This window comes from Rothia sp. CCM 9419 (assembly GCF_048512815.1).
Classification (GTDB): domain Bacteria; phylum Actinomycetota; class Actinomycetes; order Actinomycetales; family Micrococcaceae; genus Rothia.
Window position 1 is genome coordinate 1 of record NZ_JBLXXY010000010.1, and the last position, 26,004, is coordinate 26,004.

At 48.7% G+C, this 26,004-nt stretch carries 27 protein-coding genes; 9 read left to right on the plus strand and 18 right to left on the minus strand.

Going from position 1 to position 26,004, the window contains the following annotated elements; all coding sequences use genetic code 11:
- Positions 1-160: 160 nt before the first annotated feature.
- From rlmB to ACN08W_RS08045, 5 genes are all read right to left on the minus strand, one after another.
- On the minus strand, positions 161-1,144 hold the full coding sequence (gene rlmB / locus ACN08W_RS08025) for a 23S rRNA (guanosine(2251)-2'-O)-methyltransferase RlmB (RefSeq protein ID WP_419103781.1): 984 nt from the start codon (positions 1,142-1,144) through the stop codon (positions 161-163).
- Between the two features lie 107 nt (positions 1,145-1,251).
- On the minus strand, positions 1,252-2,673 hold the full coding sequence (gene cysS / locus ACN08W_RS08030) for a cysteine--tRNA ligase (RefSeq protein ID WP_419109228.1): 1,422 nt from the start codon (positions 2,671-2,673) through the stop codon (positions 1,252-1,254).
- 82 nt (positions 2,674-2,755) lie between these two features.
- Positions 2,756-3,256, minus strand: coding sequence for a 2-C-methyl-D-erythritol 2,4-cyclodiphosphate synthase (gene ispF, locus ACN08W_RS08035; protein ID WP_419109246.1), 501 nt, complete (start codon positions 3,254-3,256; stop codon positions 2,756-2,758).
- A gap of 8 nt (positions 3,257-3,264) precedes the next feature.
- On the minus strand, positions 3,265-4,059 hold the full coding sequence (ispD, locus tag ACN08W_RS08040) for a 2-C-methyl-D-erythritol 4-phosphate cytidylyltransferase (RefSeq protein ID WP_419109229.1): 795 nt from the start codon (positions 4,057-4,059) through the stop codon (positions 3,265-3,267).
- Positions 4,060-4,103: 44 nt separating this feature from the next.
- On the minus strand, positions 4,104-4,589 hold the full coding sequence (locus ACN08W_RS08045) for a CarD family transcriptional regulator (protein WP_419102392.1): 486 nt from the start codon (positions 4,587-4,589) through the stop codon (positions 4,104-4,106).
- Between the two features lie 258 nt (positions 4,590-4,847).
- On the opposite strand from ACN08W_RS08045, the gene ACN08W_RS08050 reads away from it, so the two are divergent.
- Entirely contained in the window at positions 4,848-5,372 is a 525-nt protein-coding gene (locus ACN08W_RS08050; RefSeq protein ID WP_419107433.1) for a hypothetical protein, read from the plus strand.
- A 94-nt stretch (positions 5,373-5,466) separates the two neighbouring features.
- Here ACN08W_RS08050 and ACN08W_RS08055 read toward each other — a convergent pair whose 3' ends face one another.
- The 5 genes from ACN08W_RS08055 to ACN08W_RS08075 form a co-directional block, all read right to left on the minus strand.
- Complete coding sequence (locus tag ACN08W_RS08055) at positions 5,467-6,150, minus strand: winged helix-turn-helix domain-containing protein (RefSeq protein WP_419109230.1); 684 nt, start codon at positions 6,148-6,150, stop codon at positions 5,467-5,469.
- 81 nt (positions 6,151-6,231) lie between these two features.
- Positions 6,232-7,410 (minus strand): sensor histidine kinase, encoded by a 1,179-nt coding sequence (locus ACN08W_RS08060; protein ID WP_419103786.1) that lies wholly within the window; start codon positions 7,408-7,410, stop codon positions 6,232-6,234.
- 135 nt (positions 7,411-7,545) lie between these two features.
- Complete coding sequence (locus tag ACN08W_RS08065; protein ID WP_419103787.1) at positions 7,546-8,286, minus strand: phosphoglyceromutase; 741 nt, start codon at positions 8,284-8,286, stop codon at positions 7,546-7,548.
- A gap of 204 nt (positions 8,287-8,490) precedes the next feature.
- Entirely contained in the window at positions 8,491-8,814 is a 324-nt protein-coding gene (locus tag ACN08W_RS08070) for a DUF2516 family protein (RefSeq protein WP_419109231.1), read from the minus strand.
- A 13-nt stretch (positions 8,815-8,827) separates the two neighbouring features.
- Positions 8,828-10,024, minus strand: a complete 1,197-nt coding sequence (locus tag ACN08W_RS08075; protein ID WP_419107434.1) for a trans-sulfuration enzyme family protein — start codon at positions 10,022-10,024, stop codon at positions 8,828-8,830.
- Between the two features lie 138 nt (positions 10,025-10,162).
- Between ACN08W_RS08075 and tmk the strand changes: the two genes are divergently transcribed.
- The 3 genes from tmk (at position 10,163) to ACN08W_RS08090 (ending at position 13,291) form a co-directional block, all read left to right on the plus strand.
- A complete protein-coding gene (gene tmk, locus ACN08W_RS08080; protein ID WP_419107435.1) occupies positions 10,163-10,852 on the plus strand; it encodes a dTMP kinase in 690 nt (229 codons plus the stop codon).
- Positions 10,849-11,994: a DNA polymerase III subunit delta' gene (locus ACN08W_RS08085; protein WP_419103791.1), complete on the plus strand. Its 1,146-nt coding sequence runs from the start codon at positions 10,849-10,851 to the stop codon at positions 11,992-11,994. The genes tmk and ACN08W_RS08085 overlap by 4 nt, the downstream gene beginning before the upstream one ends.
- Before the next feature lie 97 nt (positions 11,995-12,091).
- On the plus strand, positions 12,092-13,291 hold the full coding sequence (locus ACN08W_RS08090; protein WP_419109232.1) for an MFS transporter: 1,200 nt from the start codon (positions 12,092-12,094) through the stop codon (positions 13,289-13,291).
- A 24-nt stretch (positions 13,292-13,315) separates the two neighbouring features.
- Here the strand turns inward: ACN08W_RS08090 and nagA are convergent, their stop codons facing one another.
- The 5 genes from nagA to ACN08W_RS08115 are packed head-to-tail and all read right to left on the minus strand — an operon-like array spanning position 13,316 to position 18,115.
- Positions 13,316-14,479: an N-acetylglucosamine-6-phosphate deacetylase gene (gene nagA, locus ACN08W_RS08095; RefSeq protein ID WP_419103793.1), complete on the minus strand. Its 1,164-nt coding sequence runs from the start codon at positions 14,477-14,479 to the stop codon at positions 13,316-13,318.
- Between the two features lie 25 nt (positions 14,480-14,504).
- Positions 14,505-15,302, minus strand: a complete 798-nt coding sequence (locus ACN08W_RS08100; RefSeq protein WP_419107437.1) for a DeoR/GlpR family DNA-binding transcription regulator — start codon at positions 15,300-15,302, stop codon at positions 14,505-14,507.
- 57 nt (positions 15,303-15,359) lie between these two features.
- Entirely contained in the window at positions 15,360-16,193 is an 834-nt protein-coding gene (locus ACN08W_RS08105; protein WP_419109233.1) for a class II fructose-bisphosphate aldolase, read from the minus strand.
- A 46-nt stretch (positions 16,194-16,239) separates the two neighbouring features.
- Entirely contained in the window at positions 16,240-17,199 is a 960-nt protein-coding gene (locus ACN08W_RS08110; RefSeq protein WP_419109234.1) for a 1-phosphofructokinase family hexose kinase, read from the minus strand.
- A gap of 28 nt (positions 17,200-17,227) precedes the next feature.
- Complete coding sequence (locus ACN08W_RS08115) at positions 17,228-18,115, minus strand: SIS domain-containing protein (RefSeq protein WP_419103797.1); 888 nt, start codon at positions 18,113-18,115, stop codon at positions 17,228-17,230.
- 356 nt (positions 18,116-18,471) lie between these two features.
- Between ACN08W_RS08115 and ACN08W_RS08120 the strand changes: the two genes are divergently transcribed.
- The 4 genes from ACN08W_RS08120 (at position 18,472) to ACN08W_RS08135 (ending at position 21,419) form a co-directional block, all read left to right on the plus strand.
- On the plus strand, positions 18,472-18,903 hold the full coding sequence (locus ACN08W_RS08120; protein ID WP_419109235.1) for a PTS sugar transporter subunit IIA: 432 nt from the start codon (positions 18,472-18,474) through the stop codon (positions 18,901-18,903).
- Between the two features lie 29 nt (positions 18,904-18,932).
- Positions 18,933-19,220, plus strand: a complete 288-nt coding sequence (locus ACN08W_RS08125; RefSeq protein WP_419103799.1) for a PTS sugar transporter subunit IIB — start codon at positions 18,933-18,935, stop codon at positions 19,218-19,220.
- Positions 19,221-19,262: 42 nt separating this feature from the next.
- Positions 19,263-20,603 (plus strand): PTS ascorbate transporter subunit IIC, encoded by a 1,341-nt coding sequence (locus ACN08W_RS08130; RefSeq protein ID WP_419102376.1) that lies wholly within the window; start codon positions 19,263-19,265, stop codon positions 20,601-20,603.
- A 66-nt stretch (positions 20,604-20,669) separates the two neighbouring features.
- Positions 20,670-21,419, plus strand: coding sequence for a sugar isomerase domain-containing protein (locus tag ACN08W_RS08135; RefSeq protein ID WP_419107442.1), 750 nt, complete (start codon positions 20,670-20,672; stop codon positions 21,417-21,419).
- Positions 21,420-21,529: 110 nt separating this feature from the next.
- On the opposite strand, the gene ACN08W_RS08140 is transcribed toward ACN08W_RS08135, so the two are convergent.
- The 3 genes from ACN08W_RS08140 to manA are packed head-to-tail and all read right to left on the minus strand — an operon-like array spanning position 21,530 to position 24,395.
- Positions 21,530-22,894, minus strand: a complete 1,365-nt coding sequence (locus ACN08W_RS08140; protein WP_419107443.1) for a PFL family protein — start codon at positions 22,892-22,894, stop codon at positions 21,530-21,532.
- Positions 22,895-22,903: 9 nt separating this feature from the next.
- Positions 22,904-23,173 (minus strand): ACT domain-containing protein, encoded by a 270-nt coding sequence (locus ACN08W_RS08145; RefSeq protein WP_419103802.1) that lies wholly within the window; start codon positions 23,171-23,173, stop codon positions 22,904-22,906.
- Positions 23,174-23,204: 31 nt separating this feature from the next.
- Entirely contained in the window at positions 23,205-24,395 is a 1,191-nt protein-coding gene (gene manA, locus ACN08W_RS08150; protein ID WP_419109236.1) for a mannose-6-phosphate isomerase, class I, read from the minus strand.
- 127 nt (positions 24,396-24,522) lie between these two features.
- Here manA and ACN08W_RS08155 point away from each other — a divergent pair, with 127 nt between their 5' ends.
- The gene (locus tag ACN08W_RS08155; protein WP_419109237.1) at positions 24,523-25,926 is read left to right on the plus strand and encodes a phosphomannomutase/phosphoglucomutase; all 1,404 of its coding nucleotides are present in this window, start codon (positions 24,523-24,525) and stop codon (positions 25,924-25,926) included.
- The last annotated feature ends 78 nt before the right edge of the window (positions 25,927-26,004 follow it).

Here is a 26,004-nt window from a genome sequence, read left to right on the forward strand (position 1 = left end):
AGATTACTTACACCCATGTAAAACACCAAAACCCCACGTCAGACCACAAAACAACACACAAAAAAGATTTAAAAAAAGTTCTCAAAGCACCCAAAATACACAAAAAAGCCGGCTACCTCCCCTCATACAAGAAGAAATAACCGGCTCAAACAGCTCACCACTAGCTGCTCAACGCACGACGACGAGATACCTCATACAAAGAAATACCCACCGCCATCGACGCATTCAACGACTCCATCGCAGAATCAATAGGAATAGAAACAATCTGATCACAGTTCTCCGTCACCAAACGAGACAGACCCTTACCCTCAGAACCAACAACAATCATCAACGGCTCAGAAGCAAGCTCTAACTCAGGAAGAAGAATGTCTCCACCACCATCAAGACCAACGACAAAAACACCAGCATCTTTCGCCTGCTGAACAACACGAGTCAAATTCGTAGCCATCGCAACAGGAATACGAGCAGCAGCACCAGCAGAAGTCTTCCAAGCAGAAGCAGTCACAGCAGCAGAGCGACGCTCAGGAATAATCACACCATCACCAGAGAACGCCGAAACACTACGAATAATCGCACCCAAATTACGAGGATCGGTAATACCATCCAACGCGACAAAAAGAGGAGCAGAAGAAAGTTCACCAGCATGATGAGACTCCATTACCGACAAAACCAAATCCGTAGCATCAGGATACTTATACGGAGGAATCTGCAAAGCAATACCCTGATGAACAGAACCCTCCGTCAAACGATCCAACTCACCACGAGAAATCTCAAGCATCGGCAAATCAGCCTTATTCGCCAACGTCATAATCTCACGAACACGCTCATCAGCATCAATACGACTCATCACATACAAATGCTTCGCCGGAATATCCGTCTTCAACGCTTCCAACACCGCATTACGACCAGTCACTAACTCCTCGCTCGTACGCTTACCACCCAAACGAGGCTGCGGACGAGAATGCAAACCAACCTGACGACGCTCAGCCGCACGCTTCATCTTATACGCCTTATGATACGGACGATCCTCCGCCTTAGGAGTAGGCCCCTTACCCTCAAGAGACTTACGGTTCTTACCACCGGTTCCCTTAGTAGGACCCTTTTTCTTTGTCGTCGCTCCAGGACGACGCCCAGCCTTAGCCATAACTATTCCTCAATATCCTGCGTAGAAACCTCTACGACTTCACATCTATATATCCAATATATGCGCCCTGAGACAAGCAGAGAACATATCTATACCAAAACTAAAAACTACGACAACGACCAAGTAGAACCTGAAGCCCCGTCCTTAATCGTCACACCAGCAGCAGAAAGAGCATCACGAATCTCATCAGCGCGTGCCCAATCTTTTTGTTCCCGAGCAACAGAACGCTCAGACAACATGCCCTGAATCAACGAGTCCAACGCAACCTCAGCAGCAGCCGAAGAACCCTGACCAGAGGCAGAAAAACTCATCAACGAACGAAGACCCAAAACATCAACCATCGTATAAACAGCAACAACGATAGAAGAAACATCCTCACCCTGAGCAAGAGCAGAATTACCGGCACGAACATACTCATGAACAACAGCTAGTGCACGAGGAATGTTCAAATCATCGTCCATTGCCTGAGCAAACTCTTCAGGAACCTCACCCAAACGATGCTCAGAAACAGTTGCAGCAAGAAACGCCTCAATACGTTCTACCGAAGCCGTAGCCTCTTCCAATGACGTCGGACGATAATCAAGCACTGAACGATAATGAGCCTGACCCAAATAATAACGAACAGCAAGAGCCCGCGCACTCTGAAGCATCTGCTCAGGAGAAACCGTATTGCCGATAGACTTCGACATCTTCTCACCCTCATAAGTGACCAGACCATTATGAAGCCAGAAATTCGCGAAAGCATCACCAGCAGCAGTAGACTGCGCCAACTCATTCTCATGATGAGGGAAACGTAAATCTAAACCGCCACCATGAAAATCAAAATGAGAACCAAGATAACGGCCAGCCATGGCAGAGCATTCCAAATGCCAGCCTGGACGACCACGGCCCCACGGAGAATCCCACGAAGCAGATTCCGGCTCACCCGCTTTGTAGCCCTTCCACAGCGCAAAATCACGAGGGTCACGCTTACCGCGAGGATCAGCATCAGCTGCATCTTGCATGTCATCAATATGCTGATGAGTCAACGCACCATAGCTAGGCCACGAACGAACATCAAAATATACGTCACCAGAATCATCCAACGCAGGATACGCATGGCCGGCAGCAATCAACCGCTCAATCAAGGCAAACATCTGCGGAATATGCCCCGTCGCTCGAGGCTCATAGGTTGGTGGGTCAATACCAAGAGCATCATAAGCCTGCGCAAAAACTTTCTCGTAACGATATGCTAAAGCCCACCAAGGCTCACAAGGGTACTCGCCCTCATAACCCTCCTCAAAAGAGCGCGCAGAGTTCACAAGAATCTTATCGTCAATATCAGTGACATTACGAACCGTTGTCACCTGATAACCACGGTAGCGAAGCCACCGAGACAGCTGGTCAAAAACCAAGGCAGAACGCACATGCCCAATATGAGGGGCGCCCTGAACCGTCGCACCACAATAATAAAGCGACGCATGTCCGGGGCGGACAGGAACAAAATCTCGAATAGAAGCAGTAGCAGTATCGTAAAAACGCAAAGTCACTCCCTTAGTCTATGCAAAGCTGAGCAAAGGCGCACGTTTTAACCAACGACACCCCGCGATAAGTGTGAGTAGTTACTACCCGTTACTCTTTATCTGCAACGGAAGAAGACGGATACACCAATGCTGTAGCAATAGCGGCAATGCCTTCACCTCGACCTGTTAGCCCCAAGCTATCAGTTGTCGTAGCAGTAACCGTTACCGGTGCGCCAACCGCCTTCGAAAGAACGTCATGAGCCTCCTGACGACGAGGAGAAAACTTGGGACGGTTGCCTACCAGCTGAACCGCAATATTACCAATCTCAAAACCAGAAGAACGCACAATCCGTGCAGCTTCCTCCAACAAGAAAATGCCAGAAGCACCTTTGAGTTCCGGACGGTCGACCCCAAAATTTGACCCTAAATCCCCCGTACCGCTAGCAGAAAAAAGAGCGTCAGCAGCAGCGTGAGCCACAACGTCACCATCAGAATGACCCGATAGCCCAACTTCTCCATCCCACAACAGCCCAGCAATCCACAGTGGTGTCTGAGGGTCTGTGCTAAAAGCATGAACGTCAATACCAATCCCAGTACGAGGAATTATCATTCTAGACATCAATCTTTCTCTGAAACAGCAGATAACTCATCTGCAAGTTTTAACGCTGAAGCTAACGCCAAATCCTCAGCAACAGTAATTTTTAGTGAACGGAAATCTCCAAGAACAGTTTTTACGGGGATACCGCACATTTCAGCAACAGAAGCGTCATCGGTAATCTCATCGCTTAAACCTTGTTCTTCAGCCTGCCGGTATGCGCCCAATAACGTTTTGAAATGGAAACCTTGCGGAGTCTGAACAGAACGCAACACAGAACGCTGCACAGTAGAACGCACGTAACCGTCTGCATCTACCGTCTTAATCGTATCGACAACCGGAAGAACGGGAATGACGGCAGCCTGCCCTGAAGATAATGACTGGCAGACCCGATGAAACACCTCAACAGGTGTAAAACTTCGTGCCGCATCGTGGATGAGCACGTGAGAAGGAGCGTCAGAAGAAAAGCCAGAACGCACGGGAGCATTGTCTAAAGCAGATAATGCTAAAGCAACAGACTCAGCACGGCTTGACCCGCCAGACACTGTAAGAGCACCATAGTTAGCAGCAATGTTCGTCAGAGCAGTATCATCGGTCGGAACAGTAACAACGATACGTGAAGCAACACCAGAAGCATCAACGCCAGCTAGAGCCCACTCTAATAAGGTCTTGCCAGAATGTTGAACAGCAGCTTTAGGGATACCGTATCCAAGACGAGTACCAGAACCAGCGGCAAGAATGACGACGGCGAACGACGCTACTGGAGATGTTCCAGTAACGTCGTCCGCCATCTGAGAAAAACTATCGGTATTAATCACAGCCATGAGCCTACCGGATAGAAAAGAATAAATATTCTAGATTTTTAGACGTCTTCGAGAATTTTATCGAGTTCTTTCTCAGCAGATTGTTCGTCAATATCTTTAGCCAAAGCGACCTCGGACGAAAGAATCTGACGAGCTTTAGCGAGCATACGTTTCTCACCAGCAGAAAGACCACGGTCGTTCTCACGACGCCATAAGTCACGAACGACCTCAGCAACCTTAATCACGTCGCCGGAAGCAAGTTTCTCAACATTCGCTTTATAACGACGAGACCAGTTTGCGGCTTCTTCAGTATCTTGAGCCTGCAGCACGTCAATAACTTCTTGCAAGCCGCGTTCGTCAACGACATCACGCATACCCACCATATCAACGTTCTCAGCAGGTACCTCAATCACAAGGTCGCCCTGAGCAACCTTGAGTTTTAAATACATTTTTTCTTCACCACGAATAGTGCGCATCTTAATTTCTTCGATTGTTGCAGCACCGTGGTGAGGGTAAACGACGGTTTCGCCAACCTCAAAAAGCATATGGATAAACCCCTTTCAGCTTAACTAGTCTATCATGGGAAGATTTAAGAACCACCAGAAGTAATTTTTAAGCCACAAAAACCTTATATTTAGCATTTATCCGCCTTTTCATCCGCCCTCCATTGAGCAGATACAGACGTTCCGTCGTTAAACCGTTAGACTGTATACGAAAGACCCTAATATTTTCAGTTGTATTGAGACACACACATTTACCTCAGCACAACGATTATGCTTCGTAACCATCAAGGAGTTCATGCCGTGAAGTTTGCCGTCTCCTCCACGCTCAAACGTGCAGCCGCTTGCACCACCATCGCACTTGCAGCGCTCACCACAACCGGCTGTGGATACATCTACACCCAGCCAACAACATTCCAATACTCACCCTCTGACGGCGTATCAGCAAACGTAGGAGACATTGCCGTACGTAACATTATGGTAATCGCAGAATCAGCAGACGCTGACGGGCGAGTTCTCGGAACTATCCTCAACAACGGCAAAGAAGACGCTACCGTCACCATCAACTTCCCTGCCGGTGCAGAAAACATCACCGTACCAGCAGGCAAAGAAATTCGTTTAGAAGATGAATCCCACAAACTCATCATCGACCCAGCTGGTGCTAACCCTGGACTCATGCTACTTGACGTAAAAGTCAGCTCCAACGGAAATAGCGAACCGGTAAACATTCCCGTACTTGACGGAACACTACCAGAGTACAAACCATTCGTTCCCAATGCCACAATGTCTAGCGCAAGCGCAACACCAGCAGAATCTAGCGGACACTAAAACACGGCACCACTTCTGTCATAAAAAGCTGGTGGGCATTCACATCACAGTGAGTGCCCACCAGCTTTTTTATCTGCCTATTAAACCGTAAAACCTAAGACTCAAACTTATAGCCCAAGCCACGCACCGTCACAACATAACGGGGGGTTGAAGGATCTGGCTCAATCTTTGAACGAATACGCTTAATATGCACGTCAAGAGTCTTCGTATCCCCCACATAATCTGAGCCCCATACACGGTCAATCAGCTGAGAACGTGTCAAAACTCGACCAGCGTTACGTAAGAGCATCTCCAGAAGCTCAAATTCCTTCAACGGCATTGTTACCGTCTCACCGTCAACAGTGACAACGTGCCGTTCAACGTCCATACGCACAGGACCAACTTCGACAGCGCTAGAAGCTTCTAACTCCTCACCGTCACCTTGACGACGCAACACCGCGCGAACACGAGCAATAAGCTCACGAGAAGAATAAGGCTTCGTCACATAGTCATCAGCGCCAAGCTCTAAACCAAGTACCTTATCAATCTCACTGTCTTTAGCAGTGAGCATAATGATAGGAACAGAAGACTGGGCACGTAGTTGCTTGCATACTTCCATACCCGACTGACCAGGAAGCATGACATCAAGAAGAACAAGATCTGCACCATTACGTTCAAACTCAACAACAGCGTCAATACCGTTATCAACGACCTGAACGTCGAACCCCTCACGGCCTAGCAAAAAGGCCAGAGGCTCGCTCAAGGCTTCTTCATCTTCAACAACCAAGATCCTAGCCATATAGTTATGTCCTTTACATTCAGAAAATATAGCTCTCAACAATGTTTGAGCCTCTACAAAAATTGTACGAGCACACCTCGTCTACGGCGCGGAGGTGACGCTCTCTGACCCCAATAAGTCATGCTCAGTTTGTTCATCAACCATCGGCAAAGACATCGTAAACGTAGATCCTTGCCCAACCTCTGACTCAAGAGATACCTCGCCACCATGCTGAGCCATCACGTGCTTGACAATACTTAGCCCCAAGCCAGTGCCGCCGGTCTGACGAGAACGAGCAGGATCAATACGATAAAAACGCTCAAAGATACGGTCTTGTTCCTCGCGAGCGATACCATTACCCTCGTCCGTCACAGAGATATAAATATTCTCTTCATCCTGACGAACAGAAACCGTCACATGCGTTGATTCAGGAGAATAACGGATAGCGTTCTCAATGAGGTTACGTAACGCAGTACCTAAAAGCTCAGGGTCTCCGTGCACCAAATGCTTCGCCCACCCTTGAGAACTCAACGTGATATTTTTACCCTCAGCAGTAATACGGTTTCTATCAATGGCACCGGTTATTAGGTCGTTGACGTCAACAAGCTGAGATTGACGCACCACATCAGCAGACTGCAACCGAGAAAGCTCAATAACATCTTGAACCAAAGAAGCTAAACGACGAGACTCTTTCTGTAACCGTTGTGAAAAATACTCTACTGATTCTGGGTCGTCTGAAGACGATTCGATGGCCTCTGCCATCAACCCAATAGCACCAACAGGTGTTTTAAGTTCATGAGAGACGTTGGCAACAAAGTCATTACGAATGGTTTGAACTCGAGCGATTTCGGTGCGGTCATCGGCAAGAACCAAAATATATTCATCACGCAAAGGAGCAACACGTAAATCAATGACAAGAGTACTCTTAGTCGTTACTCCACGGATTAAAGATATTTCACGTTCTGCGATAGTACCACCGCTACGAGCCTGACGAATCATCTCAATCATCTCTTCACACACGATGGTGTGCCCACGGACCAGCCCTAAAGCGTATGCACCGGGTGAAGCTTGAACCACACCGTCAACAGCATCAACCACCACATAGGCGCGACCAATTACGGCGAGCACTTCGGCAGCACCGTCTTGAATACTTGGCTCTTCAATATCCGCCCATTGCGCACGTTCACGGTCACTTTTAGTGACAGCCCACATGCTCAAGACACCAATTGCAAGACCAACCATAATAAAAATTAGAGCAATGAGGATAGGGTCCACAGACACCAGCTTATTCTTAACAGACGTAGAAGGAAAACTAGAAGAACATCAAAAGATGAATGTTCACCTGCAATTTCCCTTCCAGATAAAACGACGGCGCCCCTAGACAAGCTAGAGACGCCGAAGAAAACAATCTAGATATTATTTTTTGCCTTGGTTAGCAACAGCCTTAATTGCTTCAGCTGCAGCAGCAGGATCAAGATATTCACCAGCTTTAAGCGGTTGGAAATTCTCGTCCAACTCGTAGTACAGCGGAATGCCAGTAGGAATGTTCAAACCAGCGATGTCTTCGTCAGAGATACCTTCAAGATGCTTGACCAAAGAACGCAAGGAGTTACCGTGAGCTGCAACGAGAACAGTCTTACCAGAAGCTAGGTCTGGTTTAATGTCTGATTCCCAGTAAGGAAGCATACGCTCTAGAACGTCCTTGAGGCATTCGGTGCGAGGAGCGTTCTCGATATCAGCATAACGAGGATCGTTCGCCTGAGAGTACTCGTCGTTATCGTCGAGGGCAGGAGGCGGAACGTCATAAGAACGACGCCATGTCATGAACTGCTCTTCGCCGTATTTTTCGAGAGTTTCGGATTTGTTTTTGCCCTGTAGAGCACCGTAGTGACGCTCGTTCAAACGCCAGTTGCGTTTGACAGGAATCCACAGACGATCTGCAGCGTCAAGAGCGAGGTTTGCGGTATTGATAGCGCGACGTTGTAGAGAGGTGTGAACAACATCGGGAAGGATATTGCGCTCTTTGAGCATTTGGCCACCGCGTTGAGCTTCTGCTCGGCCCTGTTCGGTGAGGTTAACATCCACCCAACCGGTAAAGAGGTTGAGTTCGTTCCATTCGGACTGGCCGTGACGGAGTAATACTAGTTTGTAAGTCATATCTCCATTGTTCCACTACTATCCACACATGCAAAGGTATTCCCACTTAAAAATCCCTAAAAGTTCTGGAAAATACGCGACGAACATCAAGAAAAAACACAAGAAATCTTATAAATGCACTAATCAATGCACAATAGAGGGGTTTATGATGCGCGATAACAGCACACCATAAACCCCTCAGAATCTTTTTGCGTTTAGTTGTGTTTAATAGTCTTTATTGCGACGCACCGTAACAACCGGACGAACATCAGCCAAAAACACGCCAGCCGCAATAGCCGCAAAAAGCTGGAAGAACAAATTAGGGACACCACCTTGAGACAAGGTCAAAAGAGCCAGAGCAGAAGCCAAGACACTACCACCCGTTAAGGCGACCCAAAAAGTTTTAGTCCGCTTAAAAGCGCTTTGATAAGCACAGTCCGTAGCTCGAACAGCATCTAACAACGCCCATAAAGACAAACCAGCAACGACTAAAGCGAAAAGAGCAGATACGCCCCACTGAAAATACACAACAATAGATAGAGGACTCATACAACACAGCCTATCATTTGACTAAAACATCAAGAGCTTCACACAAATCAGCATATAAATCATCAACATGCTCAATCCCCACGGATAAACGAATCAACGACTCAGGAATGCTCTCTGGCTCCGACGGATGACGACGGCGACGCTCCACCAAGGACTCCACACCACCCAAACTCGTTGCAGGAGTCCACAACCGCAAACGCTCCACCACCTGCTGAGTCTGCACCGCATCAGCGTCAAGAACAATACACAGTACAGCACCAAAACCATTCATCTGCTGGCGAGCGCGCTCATACCCAGCATCCTCCGGAAGCCCCGGATAACGCACCTGTGCGACAACAGGATGCTCACTCAAACGCTGAGCCAGCTCCAGCGCATTATCCATAGAGCGTTCCATACGTAAAGACAATGTACGAATACCCCTCAACGCTAGCCATGCTTCCATTGGCCCAGCAATAGCGCCATGTAGCGTACGATAACGCAAAATAGCTTCCCGTAACGGCTGATGAGAAGTGACCGCAATGCCTAAAAGAACATCAGAATGCCCTGATAAATACTTCGTTGCAGAATGAACCACCACATCAGCGCCCAAAGCTAAAGGTTGCTGAACTAAACCTGTTGAAAAGGTATTATCCACCGCAGAAAGTACGCCAAGCCGTTGAGCAGCACTCAAAATCGTGGGTAAATCAGCGACTTCTAGCATCGGGTTAGTGGGACTCTCTAACCATAAAAGCGCTTCAGGAGCAGAATAATGAGGAGTTTTTCCAGCTAAATCATATTTTTGAGAGACTCTCTCTAAAGCATCAATCACTTCTTGAGTATTCTCAATATCTAAGCGAATCACCTCAGCAACACCACGGCGTTGCAAGTCTTCAGCGATTGTTGCTGAGCTCATGTATACGTGACGTGGAATCAGGATTGTTGCACCAGCAGGAACTAGATCCATAACCGCAGATATAGCTGCCATTCCTGACGAAAAGACAAGCCCAGGCAGAGATGCACCCTCAATACCAGCGACGACTTCTTCAAACCCGTTCCATGTGGGATTGTCAAAGCGTGCATACACTTTGTCGTGTTCAGGGTCTACAGTGCCTGCACCGCGATACGTCGAAGAAAAAATAACAGGAGGGTTTACCGGTGCATCGTGTTCTGGGGCTGGACGGCCGGCACTCACCACATATGTTGCTGAAGAAATGTCTTTTGCTGTACTCATACCCATTAGACTACGCTGAACATAACCATCCACGATAGTACGTACACTTTTTAACAGCAGAAAACATTTCTATTACTTACCGCAGAAGACACTTTTGAGCTAAGTACCTATTTCTATTGCTTTGATACTCTTATAAGCGTGAGCGAATCTCTAAACTATAGTGCACAGCACCACGCAACAGGACATCTAGGTAACGGCATATTCGTTGTCTTTGAAGGTGGCGATGGTGCTGGTAAATCTACCCAAGTCAAGCTTCTAGAGCAACGGCTACGCCAAGAAAACTACGATGTTATATGCACCCGTGAGCCGGGAGGCACCCCCATAGGAGAGAAACTGCGTCAGCTTGTCCTCGAACATACTGAAACAGCCATTGACGCACGGACCGAAGCGCTCATCTTTGCTGCATCACGTGCTGCGCATGCTCAACAGCTTATCCGTCCAGCCTTAGCAGAAGGTAAAATTGTGCTATGTGACCGATACATTGATTCCTCAGCTGTCTATCAAGGTATCGGGCGAGAACTTGGCCAAGAAAACATCACAAACCTTTCACTCTGGGCCACTGAAAACCTGCACCCAGATATTACGTTCCTTCTCGACCTGCCCTTAGAAAAAAGCCGACAACGCACTCATCGTCGCGGGCAGCAAGACCGTCTAGAAGCAGAGCCAGATAGCTTCCACCAAAAAATACAGCAAGCTTTCAACGATTTACCGCATTCTGCTTCTGCAAAAACACACCATTATGTGTGTATTGATGCGCAACAAGATATTGAACAGATGCACCAAAATATCTATGACCACCTCATCCGACATATTCAGGAGCAAGGATGAGTATCTGGGACACACTTATCGGGCAGCCAGAAGTCGTAGAGCAACTCCGTCAACAAGCACAATTAGAACGCCCTACACATGCTTGGCTTTTCACCGGACCACCCGGTTCAGGGCGCTCAACCGCCGCACGAGCTTTTGCAGCATCCTTACTCTGCGAAGAACCCAATACTCAGCTGCGCGGATGTGGTGTATGCAAAACCTGCCATAGCGTTTTACGTGGCACCCACGCAGATTTGACGCACTTTTCTACTGAAAATATCAGCATCAAAATTGAGCAAGCACGAGAACTCGTCACCAAAGCTCAAGATAGACCTGCGGTAGGTCGCTGGCGCATTATCATCGTCGAAGATGCTGATAGGATGCCAGAAAGAACATCTAACGTTCTTCTCAAAGCTATTGAAGAACCGCCAGAACACACCATCTGGATTCTTTGTGCACCCTCCCCCGTTGATGTTCTGGTGACGATTCGTTCTCGTTGTAGGCCTGTCACCCTACGAGTACCGGATCGGGAAGAAGTGGTTAAACTCCTTGCTGGTGTTGAGGGATACCCCGAAGCTCTTGCCCGTCATTGTGCGTCATTAGCACAAGGACATATTGGGGTTGCCCGCCATCTTGCACGATCAGATAAAGCACGTCAACGCCGTGAACAGGTAGTTCGTATGCCTATTTTTCTCTCGTCTGTTCCAGCAGCAATGCATGCTGCTCAAGAGCTAGTAAACATCGCTCAAGAAGAAGCTGATCATACGTCAAAAGAACGACATGAACGAGAATTACAAGAACTTTTGAGAACTCTTGGAATAACAGAAGACGAAAAAATAACACCCAATGTTAAAGCTCAGATTCGTCAGTTAGAAGAAGAGCAAAAACGTCGTAGTCGGCGAATGGCTACCGACACGCTAGACCGTTTTCTGATTGATTTACAGACAGTATTTAGAGATGTGCTAACGATACAGCTTGGTACTGGTTCTGCACTGATTAATACTCACCTCACCGCAGAATTACATGATTATGCGCAACGAATGAGCCCAGAACAGGCACTCGGACATTTAGATACTTTGACGCTAACACGTAAACGTATTTCAACGAATGCTAGCGCAAAACTCGCTTTTGAAGCGATGATGTGTTCCTTTATTCAACGATAGTCAACCGTGTTATAGGAAAAGAAGTCTCGAGTGAAGACCAATGGCCGTTACATGCAAATCTTCTAAATTTTTAGAGTATAGAATTTTATCTGCTCTCATGCTTTCAGAAGCGTCTGAGGGAATAAAAACAATAGCATCTCCGTTTCTGGTGTATACAGCAACAGGAAGGCTCTCATCGGCGTCTCTAGTTGCAGTCTCTGGTGCTATTCCTGCAATTCTTGTAGGAATATTAGGCTCTCCACAAGTTGAGAAGCTCAACAGGCAAAAAATCATTGCTTACTCTAACATTCTGCAATCTATTCTATTAATAACGTTGCCTCTGACATGGGCTTCTGCCGGTGTTTTTGCGATGATGGTTATCTCTTTTATTTCTTCTAGCGTAGGTGCATTAGAACGGCCTGCGATGTACTCTAGCCTGCCTCTGATCTTTGGAGAGAACTATCAAGATTTTATCGGTAAAAGAGCCGGTGTCTCATTCTTCATGCAATCAGTTAGCCCCGTGATAGGTGGCGCTTTAGTAGGTTTTATCGGCGCTTCGCACACACTTGTCATCTGTGGCATTCTCTATGGTGTATATGCTTTGCTCATATACACCATCAAAAATTTTGATACAGACTATAAAAATCGGGCCGAAAAACATCAAGGCCAAAAGAATATCGACATGGTCAAAGCGGGCATTGAGATAGCCAGAAATATCCCAGCATTAAAGACCCTGTATATTTTCTGGTTCTTCTCAATGGCAGCAGTTCCTATTGGTGTTCTTTCTGCAGTTCCATACGTGAGCGAAAATTTAGGGCTAACCAGTTTTGAGTTTGGGATTGCGTCAGCTTGCTATGGTGTAGCAACGATTTCTAGTTCTATAATCGCTGGCAAAATGAAGTTCCGAGGAGGAGCACGATCCTGGCTTCTAGCATCTGGAACAATATACGGACTCACCAATATGCTGATGGGCTTTGAACCCCAATTTCTGATGTTTTGCATCTTATGGTTCATATGGGGTCTTGCGTATGGCCCAGAAGAAGTTGTTGGCAACTTAGTATTTGTTCAATCTGCACCAGAAGAGTTTCAAGGGCGATTGTTTTCTCTTATGACAGTTGTCATGACCGGCGGAATGCTCATCGGAAATTCACTCGTTGGCCCGTTATCGGATAGGTTAGGTCCTCAATGGGCAATGGTTTTAGCTGGCGTCATTTTTATCACCTCAACAATATGCAGTTTCGCGTTCGGTCAAGGAGCACGAGAAATTGCTACTATCTCGATGACTTCTACCAAACCTACCAGCGATGAGGTTCGCTAAACATCGGTGAAATACGCAAACATACTATCGTTGAGGGACGCCATCTACATAAATATGGTTTGGAAGTAACGTCTGCTCATCCAAAATCAGGATATCTCCCGAATACCCTGGAGCAATTCGCCCATAGCTTCGCCCCACACCAATAGCATGAGCAGCATGAGACGTTGCCGAAGCAACTGCAACATCTAATCCCACACCAACAGAACGTACAGCGTGCTGCACGGCGTAGTCCATCGTCAAAGTAGAGCCAGCAAGAGAATCCCCGTGTACTAAACGAGCAACACCATTTTCGACCTTGACATCTAAAGTACCCAAAATATACAAGCCATCCGGGTTACAAGCAGCTGACATCGCATCAGTTACCAAGACAATACGTTCTGGAGCCTCACGGAAAAGAGTATGTACTACTGATGGGTGGACATGAATACCGTCATTAATAACTTCTAGAGACACAGATTGTTCTTCTAAAGCGGCGATCACCGGACCGGGGGCACGATGGTGAATACCGTTCATCCCATTAAACGTGTGGGTCAGGAGTGAAGCGCCTGCAGCAAAAGCTTGCTGAGCTTGCTCATAGGTGGCGTTTGTATGGCCAACAGCTACAGCTGTTCCAGCACTCGTAAAACGTTGTATTGCGGATAAAGCACCATGACGTTCGGGGGCTAAAGTAATCTGTCGGAGGTGCCCGTCTGAAGCTTCAAGTAGTCTCTCAACGTCTTCAGCTAATGGGTCCTTGAGCAGTTTTTCGGGGTGGGCACCCTTATGTTGTGGGTGAAGAAACGGCCCTTCGGCGTGGAATCCAAGAACCTGCTGATCGTCTTTGAGTAGCTGTTGAAAAGTGTTCAGAGCGCCTGCCATATGTTCTATCGAGTTCGTCACGAACGATAAGACGCTTCGAGTTGTTCCATGCTGACGGTGGGCGTTGAGTGCAACACGTGCAGTATCAAGATTTGCCTCATCATAGGCATGCCCTCCCCCGCCATGATGATGTATATCAAGATATCCGGGAACGACGGGAGCACCCTGCGCATCAACAATACGGGTATCAGGGGTTTGTTTTGTCTTCCATTCAGAGGTGCTCAGAATATCGGTGATTTTTCCGTCCTCTACGAGAACTGCGCTATCGGGATAAACGCCGCCAATGGTTCCGTCGTAGACGGTTGCTGAATGAATCAGAAGAGAAGACATGGTATATATTCACACCTTTAGAATGTTATAAATCAACAATTTTGAGGTTATAGCCGAGGTTTTGGACTTCCTCAGCAAGTTCTGGTTGTAGCTGAGAGTCGGTAATCACTTCTGAGATGTTTTCGACTCCGCCCACACTAGAGAATGAGCGTTTTCCAAACTTTGAAGAATCAGCAACAATAAAAGTTTTTTCTGCACGTGTTGCCATCGCAGAGTTCACCATGGCCTCATATTCGTTCACTGTTCCTGGGCCGTTCTGGTCAAAACCGTTCACCCCGATAAATGCCAAATCGAGGGAGATGTTTTTGAGCATGTCGGTCGCAAAAGGTCCGGTGATTTCGTAGGAGTAGCTGTTGACTTCACCGCCGATGAGAACAATTTTGATACATGAGTTCTCGGCGAGCGCATAAGCGATGTCTACGGCGTTGGTGACAACGGTCAGAAGAGGTTGAGCGGGGGTAAGTTCAACATCTTGGTGTTGGTAGACCCATTGTGATAGTTCGCGGGCGACTTCTCCGACGGTGCTACCTCCTGTAAAGCCAATAATCATGCCAGGTTGTAGATGCTCGATAGCAGCACGTGCGATAGCGGTTTTTTGTGGTAGGTGAGAAGAGTCTCTACGGCTCATAGGGCTGGCGAGGACGTTTTGGTTACTTTGTGCTCCACCACGGGTTCGTTGCAGAAGACCTTCGCCGGCGAGGTAGTCGAGGTCTCGTCGGGCTGTTGCCGCTGAGATGTCTAGGGCGTCAATAATTTCGTTGACGCTCAGGCACTGGCGTTCGTTGAGGAGTTCCAGTATTTCGGCATGTCGTTGGCTGCGCATCGTCGGTCGTGTTCCATTCACTATGAGCTAGTTATTTGAGGTTATTCTCAACGCACTTTAACCGGCGAAGACGCTCAATAGTCGGGCGGCTTCTGCGCTTAACGCTTCTCGTGCAGCACCCAAGTATTTGCGGGAGTCCACAACTGTTGGGTTTTGGTGAAGGTATTGTGCAATAGCTTCAGTAAAGAAACTGTTAAGGTGTGTTGATACATTGATTTTAGTCATACCTGAGCGGATTCCTTGGAGAATCTGCTCATCGCTGACACCAGAAGATCCGTGAAGGACGAGTGGGACCCCTGTAGATTCACGTAATTGTGTGATGAGTTCGTGGTCTAGTCGTGCGGTGCGTTCGGTCATGGCGTGTTCGCTACCGACGGCAACAGCTAGGGTGTCTACCCCTGTGGTTTGTACAAACTCGTGTGCTTCGGTGGGGTCGGTGCGTACACCAGGGGTGTGGGCGCCTTTTTTGCCTCCGATTTCTCCAAGTTCGGCTTCTACGCTGGCGCCGTTGCGGTGGGCGTACTCTACAACTTTGACCGTGGCGGCGAGGTTTTCTTCATACGGTAGGGTGGAGCCGTCGTACATGACGGAGTTAAAACCGAGGTCGATAGCTTGGCAGGCTAAGTCTACTGATTCGCAGTGGTCTAGGTGTACTGCGATGTTTGCGGTGGAGAGTTGTGCGATGTCGATCATGGCTTGCCCCAGTGGGGTGAGGTTGCCGTGGAAGTTGATGCAGTTATGGCTTAGCTGCATGATAACGGGTAAGCCTGTTGTTTCGGCTGCTTGTGCGATGGCTTCTGCTGTTTCTAGGTGGACGACGTTGAAGGCTCCAATTCCTCTGCGGTTTTGGTCGGCGGAGCGTACGAGGTCGATGGTGTTGATTTGTGGCATGGTTTTCTTTCCTGTCGTGGTTGTGTTCAGGGGATAAAGGTTTGGGTTAGCGGATTTTTTCCATCAGGATGTTGGTGTTGAGGGATTCCCATTCGGTGCCAATAGCTCCGGCGATAGGTTGTGTGAGCGCTGAGGCAGACCAGCAGATTGCTCGGCGGAGGAGTTCTTCGGTGGGAAGTTTGTCGATGAGTCCGGTGGCGAGTGCTGCGACGAGTGCGTCTCCGGCGCCGGTGGGGTTACCTTGCAGTGGTTGGGCGAGTTTGGCGCGGTATGCCTGATGGTGGTTGATGAAGTACAGTCCGTCTTCTGCGCAAGAGACGATGATGTTTTGAGCGCCGAGGTTTTGAAGTTTTTTGACAGCGGTGAAGAGTTCGTCTGATTGGGTGGCTTCGAGAAGTTCAGAGTAGTTGGGTTTGAGGTAGTCGGCGTGTGCTTGGGCGGCGTCGAGGAGGTGTTTCCCTGAGGTATCTACGATGAAAGTGCTGCCGTAGCGTTGGCAGAGCGTGCTGATGTCGTTGATGAGTGTGGTGGGTGCTGCTGGTGGGAAAGAACCAGAGAGTGTTACGGCACAGTGCTCATAGTGTTTGAGGGTGTCTTCTAGGGTGTTGAGGATTCCTTCATACACGTGGGTTGGGTGTTCTGCACCGTTTTCGTTGATGATGGTGGTGGAGGAGTCGTGTTTTTGGTGTATTGCGTAGGTGCTACGTAGGGGTGTGGGGGTAGGGGTAAAAGCCGTGTGCACACCGTCGTTGAGGGGGTGCGTTGTGTTGCGTTGCTCAGTTTGTCGTTGGTGAAGCTCTTGGAGAGATTCGTGACAGATGGGCCCTAGAGCCACGGCCGTATAGCCTTGTTCGGCGGCGACGTTGGCGACGTTGAGTCCTTTACCTCCGAGGCGACGTTGAGCGGCGGGAATGCGTAGTGTTGATTCTGCGCTGAGGTGCTCGATGGTGATGGTGATGTCTAGTGCGGGGTTGAGCGTGATAGCGACAACGGCTGATGTGTTCATGGCTTTTACCTCTACCTTCAGTTTGTGTTTAGTTGAGGATGACTGAGCGTGTGAGGTTGCGTGGCTGGTCGGGGTCTAGCTCGTTGGCTAGGGCTGTTTCGAGTGCTACGAGGTGTTGGCGTGCAAGGTCTGCCATGGGGTCTAGATCTTGGTTTTCGAAGCGTGCGCCGGTGGCTTCTACTTGTTCGCGAAGGCCTGCTGGTGCTTGTCCGAATTGCCAGGTGATACGACCTTTTGAGGCGATAGCGATGGGGCCGTGTCGGTATTCCATGGAGTTGTAGGATTCTGTCCATTTTTGCGAGGATTCACGCATTTTTAGTGCCGCTTCGGTGGCGATGGGTGCTGTCCAGCCGGTGCCGAGGAATGAGTATTGTTCTGCGTTGATGAGTTCTGGATCTAGTGGTTCGGATAGTGCTCGTTCGCAGTCTTTGATGGCGTTTTGGCAGATGTCGCGGCTGTGGATGGAGGAGCGGAGGAGCATGAGTGCGGTGGTGGCGAAGCGGGTTTGTACGACGGATTGTTCGTCGGCGAAGCCGAGGTCTATGACGCGGTCTGCTAGTTCTGCTACGGGTGAGTCTGCGACTCCGACAAGTACGGTGATGGGTTTTTTCCCTTTGACGGATTCCATGAAGGTGATGATTTCGCTGGTGGTTCCGGAGCGGCAGATGATGAGGTATTCGTCGTAGTCGCGTTCGGTGGGTACTTCGGTTGCGGTGAAGGCGTCGGTGATTCCGTGTCCTTCGTTTTCGCGTAGTGCGGCGTAGCTTTGTGCCATGAACCAGGATGTTCCGCATCCTACGGCTGCGACTTTTGTGCCGTCTTGGGGTAGTGCTGAGGTGTCTAGTTCGAGTGCTTGTGCCCAGGTTTGTGGTTGGCTGAGGAGTTCTTCTTTCATGTGGGCGCCGGGGGTTGTCATAGTTGTGGCCTTTCTGTGTTTGGTGTTGGGGTTTTTCTCAAAATCCATCACCCAATTAATCAAAAGTTTTCACAATTATGATTACATATGATTCTTTTGGTGTCTACAAGAATTATTTTCAATCAGCCACGTTTACTCGCCAACACTCCACCAAAAACCCTAGAAACCAAGAAGATTACCCTAGAAAATCGGCATTTAACACGGAAAGCGTGTTACTAAAAGTCAGAAATCACTTTATTTAACAAAGTGACTAATTTTGATTATTTTGCGAAAAGTTCACTCAACTTGCTTTACATCAGTCATTTTCAATCATTATGATGGCTTGTGTAACAGTTGAGAAAGATGAGGTGGTCTCAATGACCTTCGTACCAGACGTTGTTTCAGCCCAACGCACAGCAAAAGACTGGAGAGAAGCCATCAGCATCGTTGGTGAACTCTACGAAGAAGCCGGAATAGCGACCAAAGAATATACCGAAGCAATGATCAAAGGTGTCGAAGACTTCGGACCATATATGGTCTTCATCCCCGGCATTGCCATGCCCCACGCAAAAGCAACCAGCGGAGTCCTCAAAGCAGGAACAGCAGTCGTCACACTAGCTACCCCCGTAAAATTCGGCAGCAAAAACAACGACCCCGTCGACTTCCTCATTTCTTTCGCATCCGAAAGCACCGACGGACACATGGAAAAAATCCAAGAACTAGCAGACGTCCTCGGACAACAAGAACTCATCGAAAAGGCCCGTCAGGCGAGCAGCGACATTCAACTGATGGAAGTTTTCACCCAATAAAACAACACAAAGAAAAGGTAATAATCATCATGATTTCAATTGCAACCGTATGCGGCATGGGACTCGGAACCTCTATGATGCTCGCAAGCCAAATCCGCACCCTCCTCAACGCAGAAAACATCGACGCAAAAGTACAAGCCATCGACCTTGGCTCCTTCAAATCACAACCCTCAGACATCGTCGTCACCACCACCGGAATGGCAAAAAACGTTGAAGGAACCAAAGCAATCGTCGTACTCATCGACAACCTCATCGACAAAAATGAAGTCAAAACCAAAGTACTCGCCGCAGTAAACGACTTCACCGCAGGCAACTAGCCACACCACTCCCCATTCCCCATATAGCTTGAGGTAGAAGCAATGAACTCTCTCCTTGACTTTTTCGTACAACTCATCCAAATCCCCGCAATCATCGTCGGATTCATTGCGTTCATTGGATTAGTCGCACAGAAAAAAGCAGCCGATGAAGTCATCACCGGCACCATCAAAACAGCACTATCACTACTTATCATCGCCGGCGGTGCAACAGTCCTCATCCAAGGCCTAGCACCCATCCAAAAGATGTTCGAGATGGCATTCCCCGCCAGCAACATCACCACATTCGTCACCTTCGACGAAGCCGTCGTCTCAGCAGTACAAACCGGACCAGTAGCAGCCCTCGGCTCACAAATTGGTCTCACCATGCTCTTCGGCTACATCGTGCACCTACTCCTCGCACGATTCACCCCATGGCACTACGTCTACCTCACCGGACATATGATCTGGGTACACGCCGGCGCATTCACCATCGCCATCTACCAACTCGGACTAGGCCCCGTATGGACCGTCATCATCGCCTCCCTCATCGACGGCGCATACATGACATTCGCCCCCGCCATCGCACAACCCTTCGTCCGTCGTATCACCGGCGGAAATGACGTCGGCTTCGCACACGGACAAACCCTCCTCAACGTCCTCGCCGGATACCTCGGCATGGTCGTAGGAAACAAAGAAAAATCCACCGAAGACATCAAACTCCCCGAGAAACTCTCATTCTTCCGCGACGTTGCAGTATCCACCTCCATCGTCATGATGATTGTCTCACTCGGCTCAGCACTAGCAGCAGTCAGCTCCGCAGGAGTAAGCGCCTTCGAAGCACCCGTAGCAGACGGCGGCATCTCCGACGGACAAAGCTGGGTCATCTTCTCCTTCATGATGGCCATGCAATTCACCGCAGGTATGCTCATCCTCCTCTACGGTGTCCGCATGCTCATCGGCGAAATCGTTCCCGCATTCGAAGGTATCTCCCAAAAAGTTATCCCCAACGCCATCCCCGCGCTGGACGTTCCTGTACTCTTCGCCTTCGCCCCCAACGCACTACTCATCGGCCTCATCTCAGGTCTCATCGGCCAAATCACCGGCATGGTTATCTGCGTTGCACTAGGTTGGCCAGTACCAATCCCCTCCATGATCGTTGCATTCTTCGCATCCGGTACCGCAGCAATCTTCGCAAACTCTACCGGCGGACGAACCGCAGCATGGCTAGGAGGCTTCCTCTGGGGATTCCTCGGCTGGATTCTCATCTCTTTCGCCTACCACATCAACGCCTTCGGCGACCTGCCCGCCCTCGGCGCATCAGGACTAGGCTTCACTGTTCCTGACGCCATCGTACCGGGCATCATCATCCACTGGATTGGACAACTTCTCGGCATCCTCGCCTAAGAACACTCCCCCAATCCACATCACATACCCCCCCATTCGACTCATACATCGTAAAGGATGGTCATCATGTCACAGCTACTGGATAGCTACTACCAACAAATCATCTCACTTCTCGAAAAAATTCGTGAAGAAGAAGTCCCCACCATCGACAAAGCCGCACAAGCTATCGCAGAACGCGTAGCACAAGGCGCACGCATCTTCGCTTTCGGCGCTTCACACTCCAGCCTTCCCGTACAAGACATCGTCTACCGTGCCGGCGGACTCATGCTCATCAACCCACTCTACGCACCCGGTGTTGAAGCACTCACCACACGCCCAACCACCCTCGGGTCGCAGATGGAACAGATGCCCGGATACGCTGAAGTAGTGCTCAACAATGCACCACTCAAAGAAGGAGACGTCCTCATCGTAGTCTCCGTCTCCGGACGTAACGCGCTCCCCGTAGAGCTAGCACGTGAAGCACGCGCTCGCGGTATTTTCGTCGTAGGACTCACCTCCTCTAAATACACCGAAGCCGTCACCTCACGTGTACCCGACGGAACCAAACTCAAAGACCATGCAGATATCCTCATCGACAACCAAGTAGATGCAGGAGACGCAGTGCTGAGCCTAGAGGGCGTGCCTCAGAAGTTCACCCCTGCATCTGGAGTCACCTCCACCGCAATCTTGCATTCACTATCTGCAGGCATTATCGAGAATCTTGTGGCACAAGGTATCAGCGCACCAGTATTCCTCGCTGCAAACCTTGACGGCGGTGCAGACTGGAACGCACAGCACATGGCTGAGAATAAGGACAAAATCTTCTACCTCAACTAAGAAGATATATAACTCTTCACAAGCAGTATGAAGCGGTGGTGTTCTCTCATCTTTTGAGAGAACACCACCGCTTTAAATATGGGGAAAGTGAGCAAACCGCTCAACACATATTAGTTCCTAAAACCGTGAACAGGAGAAGGAATTCTTCCACCGCGAGCCGCAAATAGTTCAGAAGATTCAGCGTGGATGGGCATCACAGGGGCCCGCCCTAGAAGCCCACCAAACTCCACCATCTGCCCGACCTCAAGACCAATAGCAGGAATAACACGCACCGCAGTTGTCTTATGATTCATGACACCTATTGCAGCTTCATCAGCAATCATGGCAGCAATCGTAGATGCTGACGTATCACCGGGAATAGCGACCATGTCTAAACCGACAGAACAAATGGCTGTCATCGCTTCGAGCTTATCAAGAGTAATTTTCTGTGCGGCAGCTGCTTCAATCATGCCAATATCTTCTGATACTGGGATGAAAGATCCAGATAGCCCACCCACATGAGAGCACGCCATCATGCCACCTTTTTTCACAGCATCATTGACTAACGCTAAAGCAGCAATTGTGCCGTGTGTGCCAACACTCTCTAGGCCCATCTCCTCAAGGATATGTGCCACAGAATCCCCCACCTCGGCGGTAGGGGCAAGGGATAAATCAACGATGCCGAACTGAACTCCTAGACGTTCTGCAGCGAGGTTTCCGACGAGCTGCCCAACACGAGTAATTTTAAAGGCCGCTTTCTTCACTGCTTCTGCGCATGCGTCAAAAGATTCGCCACGGACTCGTTCAAGAGCACGTTTGACAACACCGGGTCCAGAAACTCCTACAGAAATAACGGTGTCAGCTTCTTGTACACCGTGGAATGCACCGGCCATAAAAGGATTATCAGATACAGCATTCGCAAAAACCACAAGTTTAGAGCACGCAAAACCATGTTTATGAGCTGAGCCTTCTGCCGTTTGACGAATAACCTCGCCCATCTTAGCGACAGCGCTCATATTAATGCCGGCTCGAGAAGACCCAATATTAACCGACGCGCACACAACGTCCGTTTCGTTGAGAGCTCGTGGAATACTCTCAAGCAAACGGCTATCTGCAGGAGTCATACCTTTATCGACAAGGGCGCTGAAACCACCGATAAAATCTACCCCAGTGGCTTTCGCTGCAGCGTCCAAAGCTTTCGCGTATTCCACGTAGTCCGTTGCGTCGCTCGCCCCAGCCACTAAAGAAATAGGGGTCACAGAGATACGTTTATTAATAATGGGAATGCCCAGTTCGGCTTCAATGCCCTCAACAACTTCAACAAGTTTTTGTGCGCGTTGAGTAATTTTTTGGTAAATCTTTTGGCAGGCAACCTCGGCCTGCGCATCAGCACAGTCCAGCAGAGAAATACCCATCGTTACCGTACGAATATCAAGCTTATCCTCCTCAATCATTTGCAGAGTTTCGAGGATATTAGCGTTACGATCAAAAACCATCACAAACTCCTAGAGGGTGTGCATTGCGTCGAAAATAGCTTCAGATTGAATACGAATTTTCAGACGCTGTTCCTCTTCTACACTGCGCATAGCCTCTTGTAGTTCTTGGATACTTTGAGTTTCGTCATCGAAACGTCCGTGCAAAATCATGGTGAAATAATCGTCCATAAGAGTCTGCGAAATATTGAGAATATTTACCTGATTCTTTGCCAATTCTGTGGCAACAGCTGCCACAATTCCTTGATGGTCGTGTCCGGTAACAGTCAAAATGATATTCATGGGGGTCTTTCTTTTGGCTCAGTAGCTGAGTCTATATGTATGCGGCGATGTAGGCTTCGCCAACACCGCTCATAGTGGTGGGGGTATCGCTGCCAGCATGTAACAGTGATTCTGTAGCACCGAGAGTGAGCTGAACGTTAGGGGTGCTTATCGCCAGTTCTCCGCTTGTGCCAATCACTGCAGCAGCACCTTTAAAGGTATAAGAAACGCTCTGACCTTGAGAAAGTTTAACGCGTGTTACGCTCAATCGTGGATCCCACATGCTAAACACCCCAAGAGTGTCATCATCAGGTTGAGCACGCTGAACCACCGGCGCATCCTGTTGCACCGCAAGAATACGGATGAGCTCTTCAACATCAATATGCTTGGGGGTGAGCCCTGCTCTCATGACGTTATCGGAAGGGTTCATCAGTTCAATCGCTGTACCTGATACGTACGCATGAACTTGCCCGTCTGGAGTATACGCAGAATCGCCAGGGTGCAAGTGCAAAAGGTTCATCACCATCGCAACCAGCGCCCCAATATCGGCAGGGTGCTTCTGCTGAAGAAGTTGCATCAACTGTGCAACATCGTAAAGGACGCCCTCTACAACAGTAGGGTTCTGTTCTAACCATTGAGCAGTATGAGATAGCGTCACCTCTAGGTGACGCTTCGCGTCAGCTGTATCCATACGTAAAATAGCGGCAAGAAGTTCTTTATCGTTAGGTGCTGTTAGTAGAGGTAGAAGCCACTGAAGGTCAAATACCTGCGCAATATGTTGCAACTCTTCAACAGGACGTACACCGGTCAGAATTGTCATATCAGATAGAGCAATAACGGTCTCCGGCTTGGAATGCTCATCTTTGTAATTTCGATGCGGGGCGTCTAGAGGAATATTCTGTTCGTTTTCGGCATGGTATCCTGCGAGCGCTTGTTCAGGCGTTGGGTGGACTTGAATAGAAAGAGGGGCGTCAATAGCAAGAATCTTAAAAAGAAATGGAAAAGTTGTGCCCTCATAGTCAGAAGGTAAGAAACGTTTGGGATCTTGTTCAACGAGGGTATTAAGACCTATACGTTCTCCGTCAATTAACACATATGATGGGGCAGCGTTATGTGCACCGACCCAAAGTTCTGCTTCTGGTTGTGTTGAAGGAGTTTCTTCTCCTCGCATTTTTGCTAAGGCGGTCAAAGAACCCCAAGCGTAGTTCTGTATTGTGTTTTCTAAACGTATTAGTTCACCCATAGAGTCCATCATATCCTTATCTATACTCTCGGGATTGTTTCATCAGCCAGAAGCATTTTTCAGTGTTTATAGCCATACCCTGAGAAAATAGTCCGGTATTACTGTGAGAAACAGTTAGAATAACCCCGTGAATACAATTGATCTAACCGCATCCTTTAAAGCGTACGATGTTCGCGGCATCGTTGGGGAAACTATTACTGAAGAAACTGTCCGTGCTACGGCAGCTGCATTCGTTGATGTTCTAGAACTTTCTGGTCAGAATGTCCTCGTAGGTAGCGACATGCGCCCATCTGGCGAAAGCTTCACCGAAGCGTTCGCTGAAGGTGCTACTGCTCGTGGGGCAAACGTCATCAAGATTGGCCTTATTTCTACCGATGAGCTGTACTTTGCGTGTGGTGTAGAAAATGCTGCTGGCGTTACCTTCACCGCAAGCCATAACCCAGCAGAATACAACGGCATGAAAATGTCTAAGGCTGGTGCCGTACCTATTTCTTCTGAAACCGGACTTTTTGACGTTCGTGACCGCGCCCAAGACTATCTCAACGAAGGGTCTATTCCTTCAGTAGAGAATGTTGGCTCTGTCAGCGAAAAAGATGTTCTCAAAGACTACTCAGAATATCTACGTAACCTCGTTGACCTATCGAATATTCGCCCTCTTAAGGTTGTTGTCGATGCAGGTAACGGCATGGGCGGCATGACCACCCCAGCAGTTCTTGGCAACTCCATTCTTCCTGGTCTACCTCTAGAAATTGTTCCACTCTATTTTGAGCTCGATGGAACTTTCCCAAATCACCCAGCTAACCCACTAGAACCAGCAAACCTCGTTGATTTACAAAAAGCTGTTGTAGAACACGGTGCAGATATTGGTCTAGCTTTTGACGGTGACGCAGACCGTTGCTTCGTCGTTGACGAAAAGGGTGAACCGGTTTCTCCTTCTGCCATTACCGCTATTGTTGCCGAACGAGAAATTGCTCGTGCTCAAGCTGAAGGCGTTGAAGAGCCCGTTATTATCTATAACCTCATTACGTCTAAGGCTGTACCTGAACTTGTGGAGAAGAAGGGCGCTCGCGCCGTAAAGACTCGTGTGGGTCACTCTTTCATTAAGGCTGTTATGGCTGAAGAAAATGGTGTCTTTGGTGGCGAGCATTCTGCTCACTATTATTTCAAGGATTTCTTCAACGCTGATACTGGCATGCTCGCAGCAATGCATGTTTTGGCTGTTCTTGGTTCTTCCGAGAATTCTCTTTCTCAGATTGCGGCGGAGTATTCTCCATATGTGGCTTCTGGCGAGATTAACTCTGAGGTTGCCGATAAAGACGCCACTATTGCTCGTGTGGTTGAAGCGTTGGGTGATGCTGTTGAGGTATCAACCATGGACGGTACCACTTTTGAGCACCGCTCTGAGGGATGGTGGGCTAACCTTCGCCCATCGAACACTGAGCCGTTCTTGCGTTTGAATTTGGAAGCTCCCGATCAGCAGACGATGGAACGTGTTCGTGATCAGATTCTTAGCATTGTACGTGCTAGCTAATTAGTTGGTTTTGTTCACATTAAAGTGAAGAAGTTGCCCTGACGTTTTGAGCGTCAGGGCAACTTCTTTTTTAGGGGA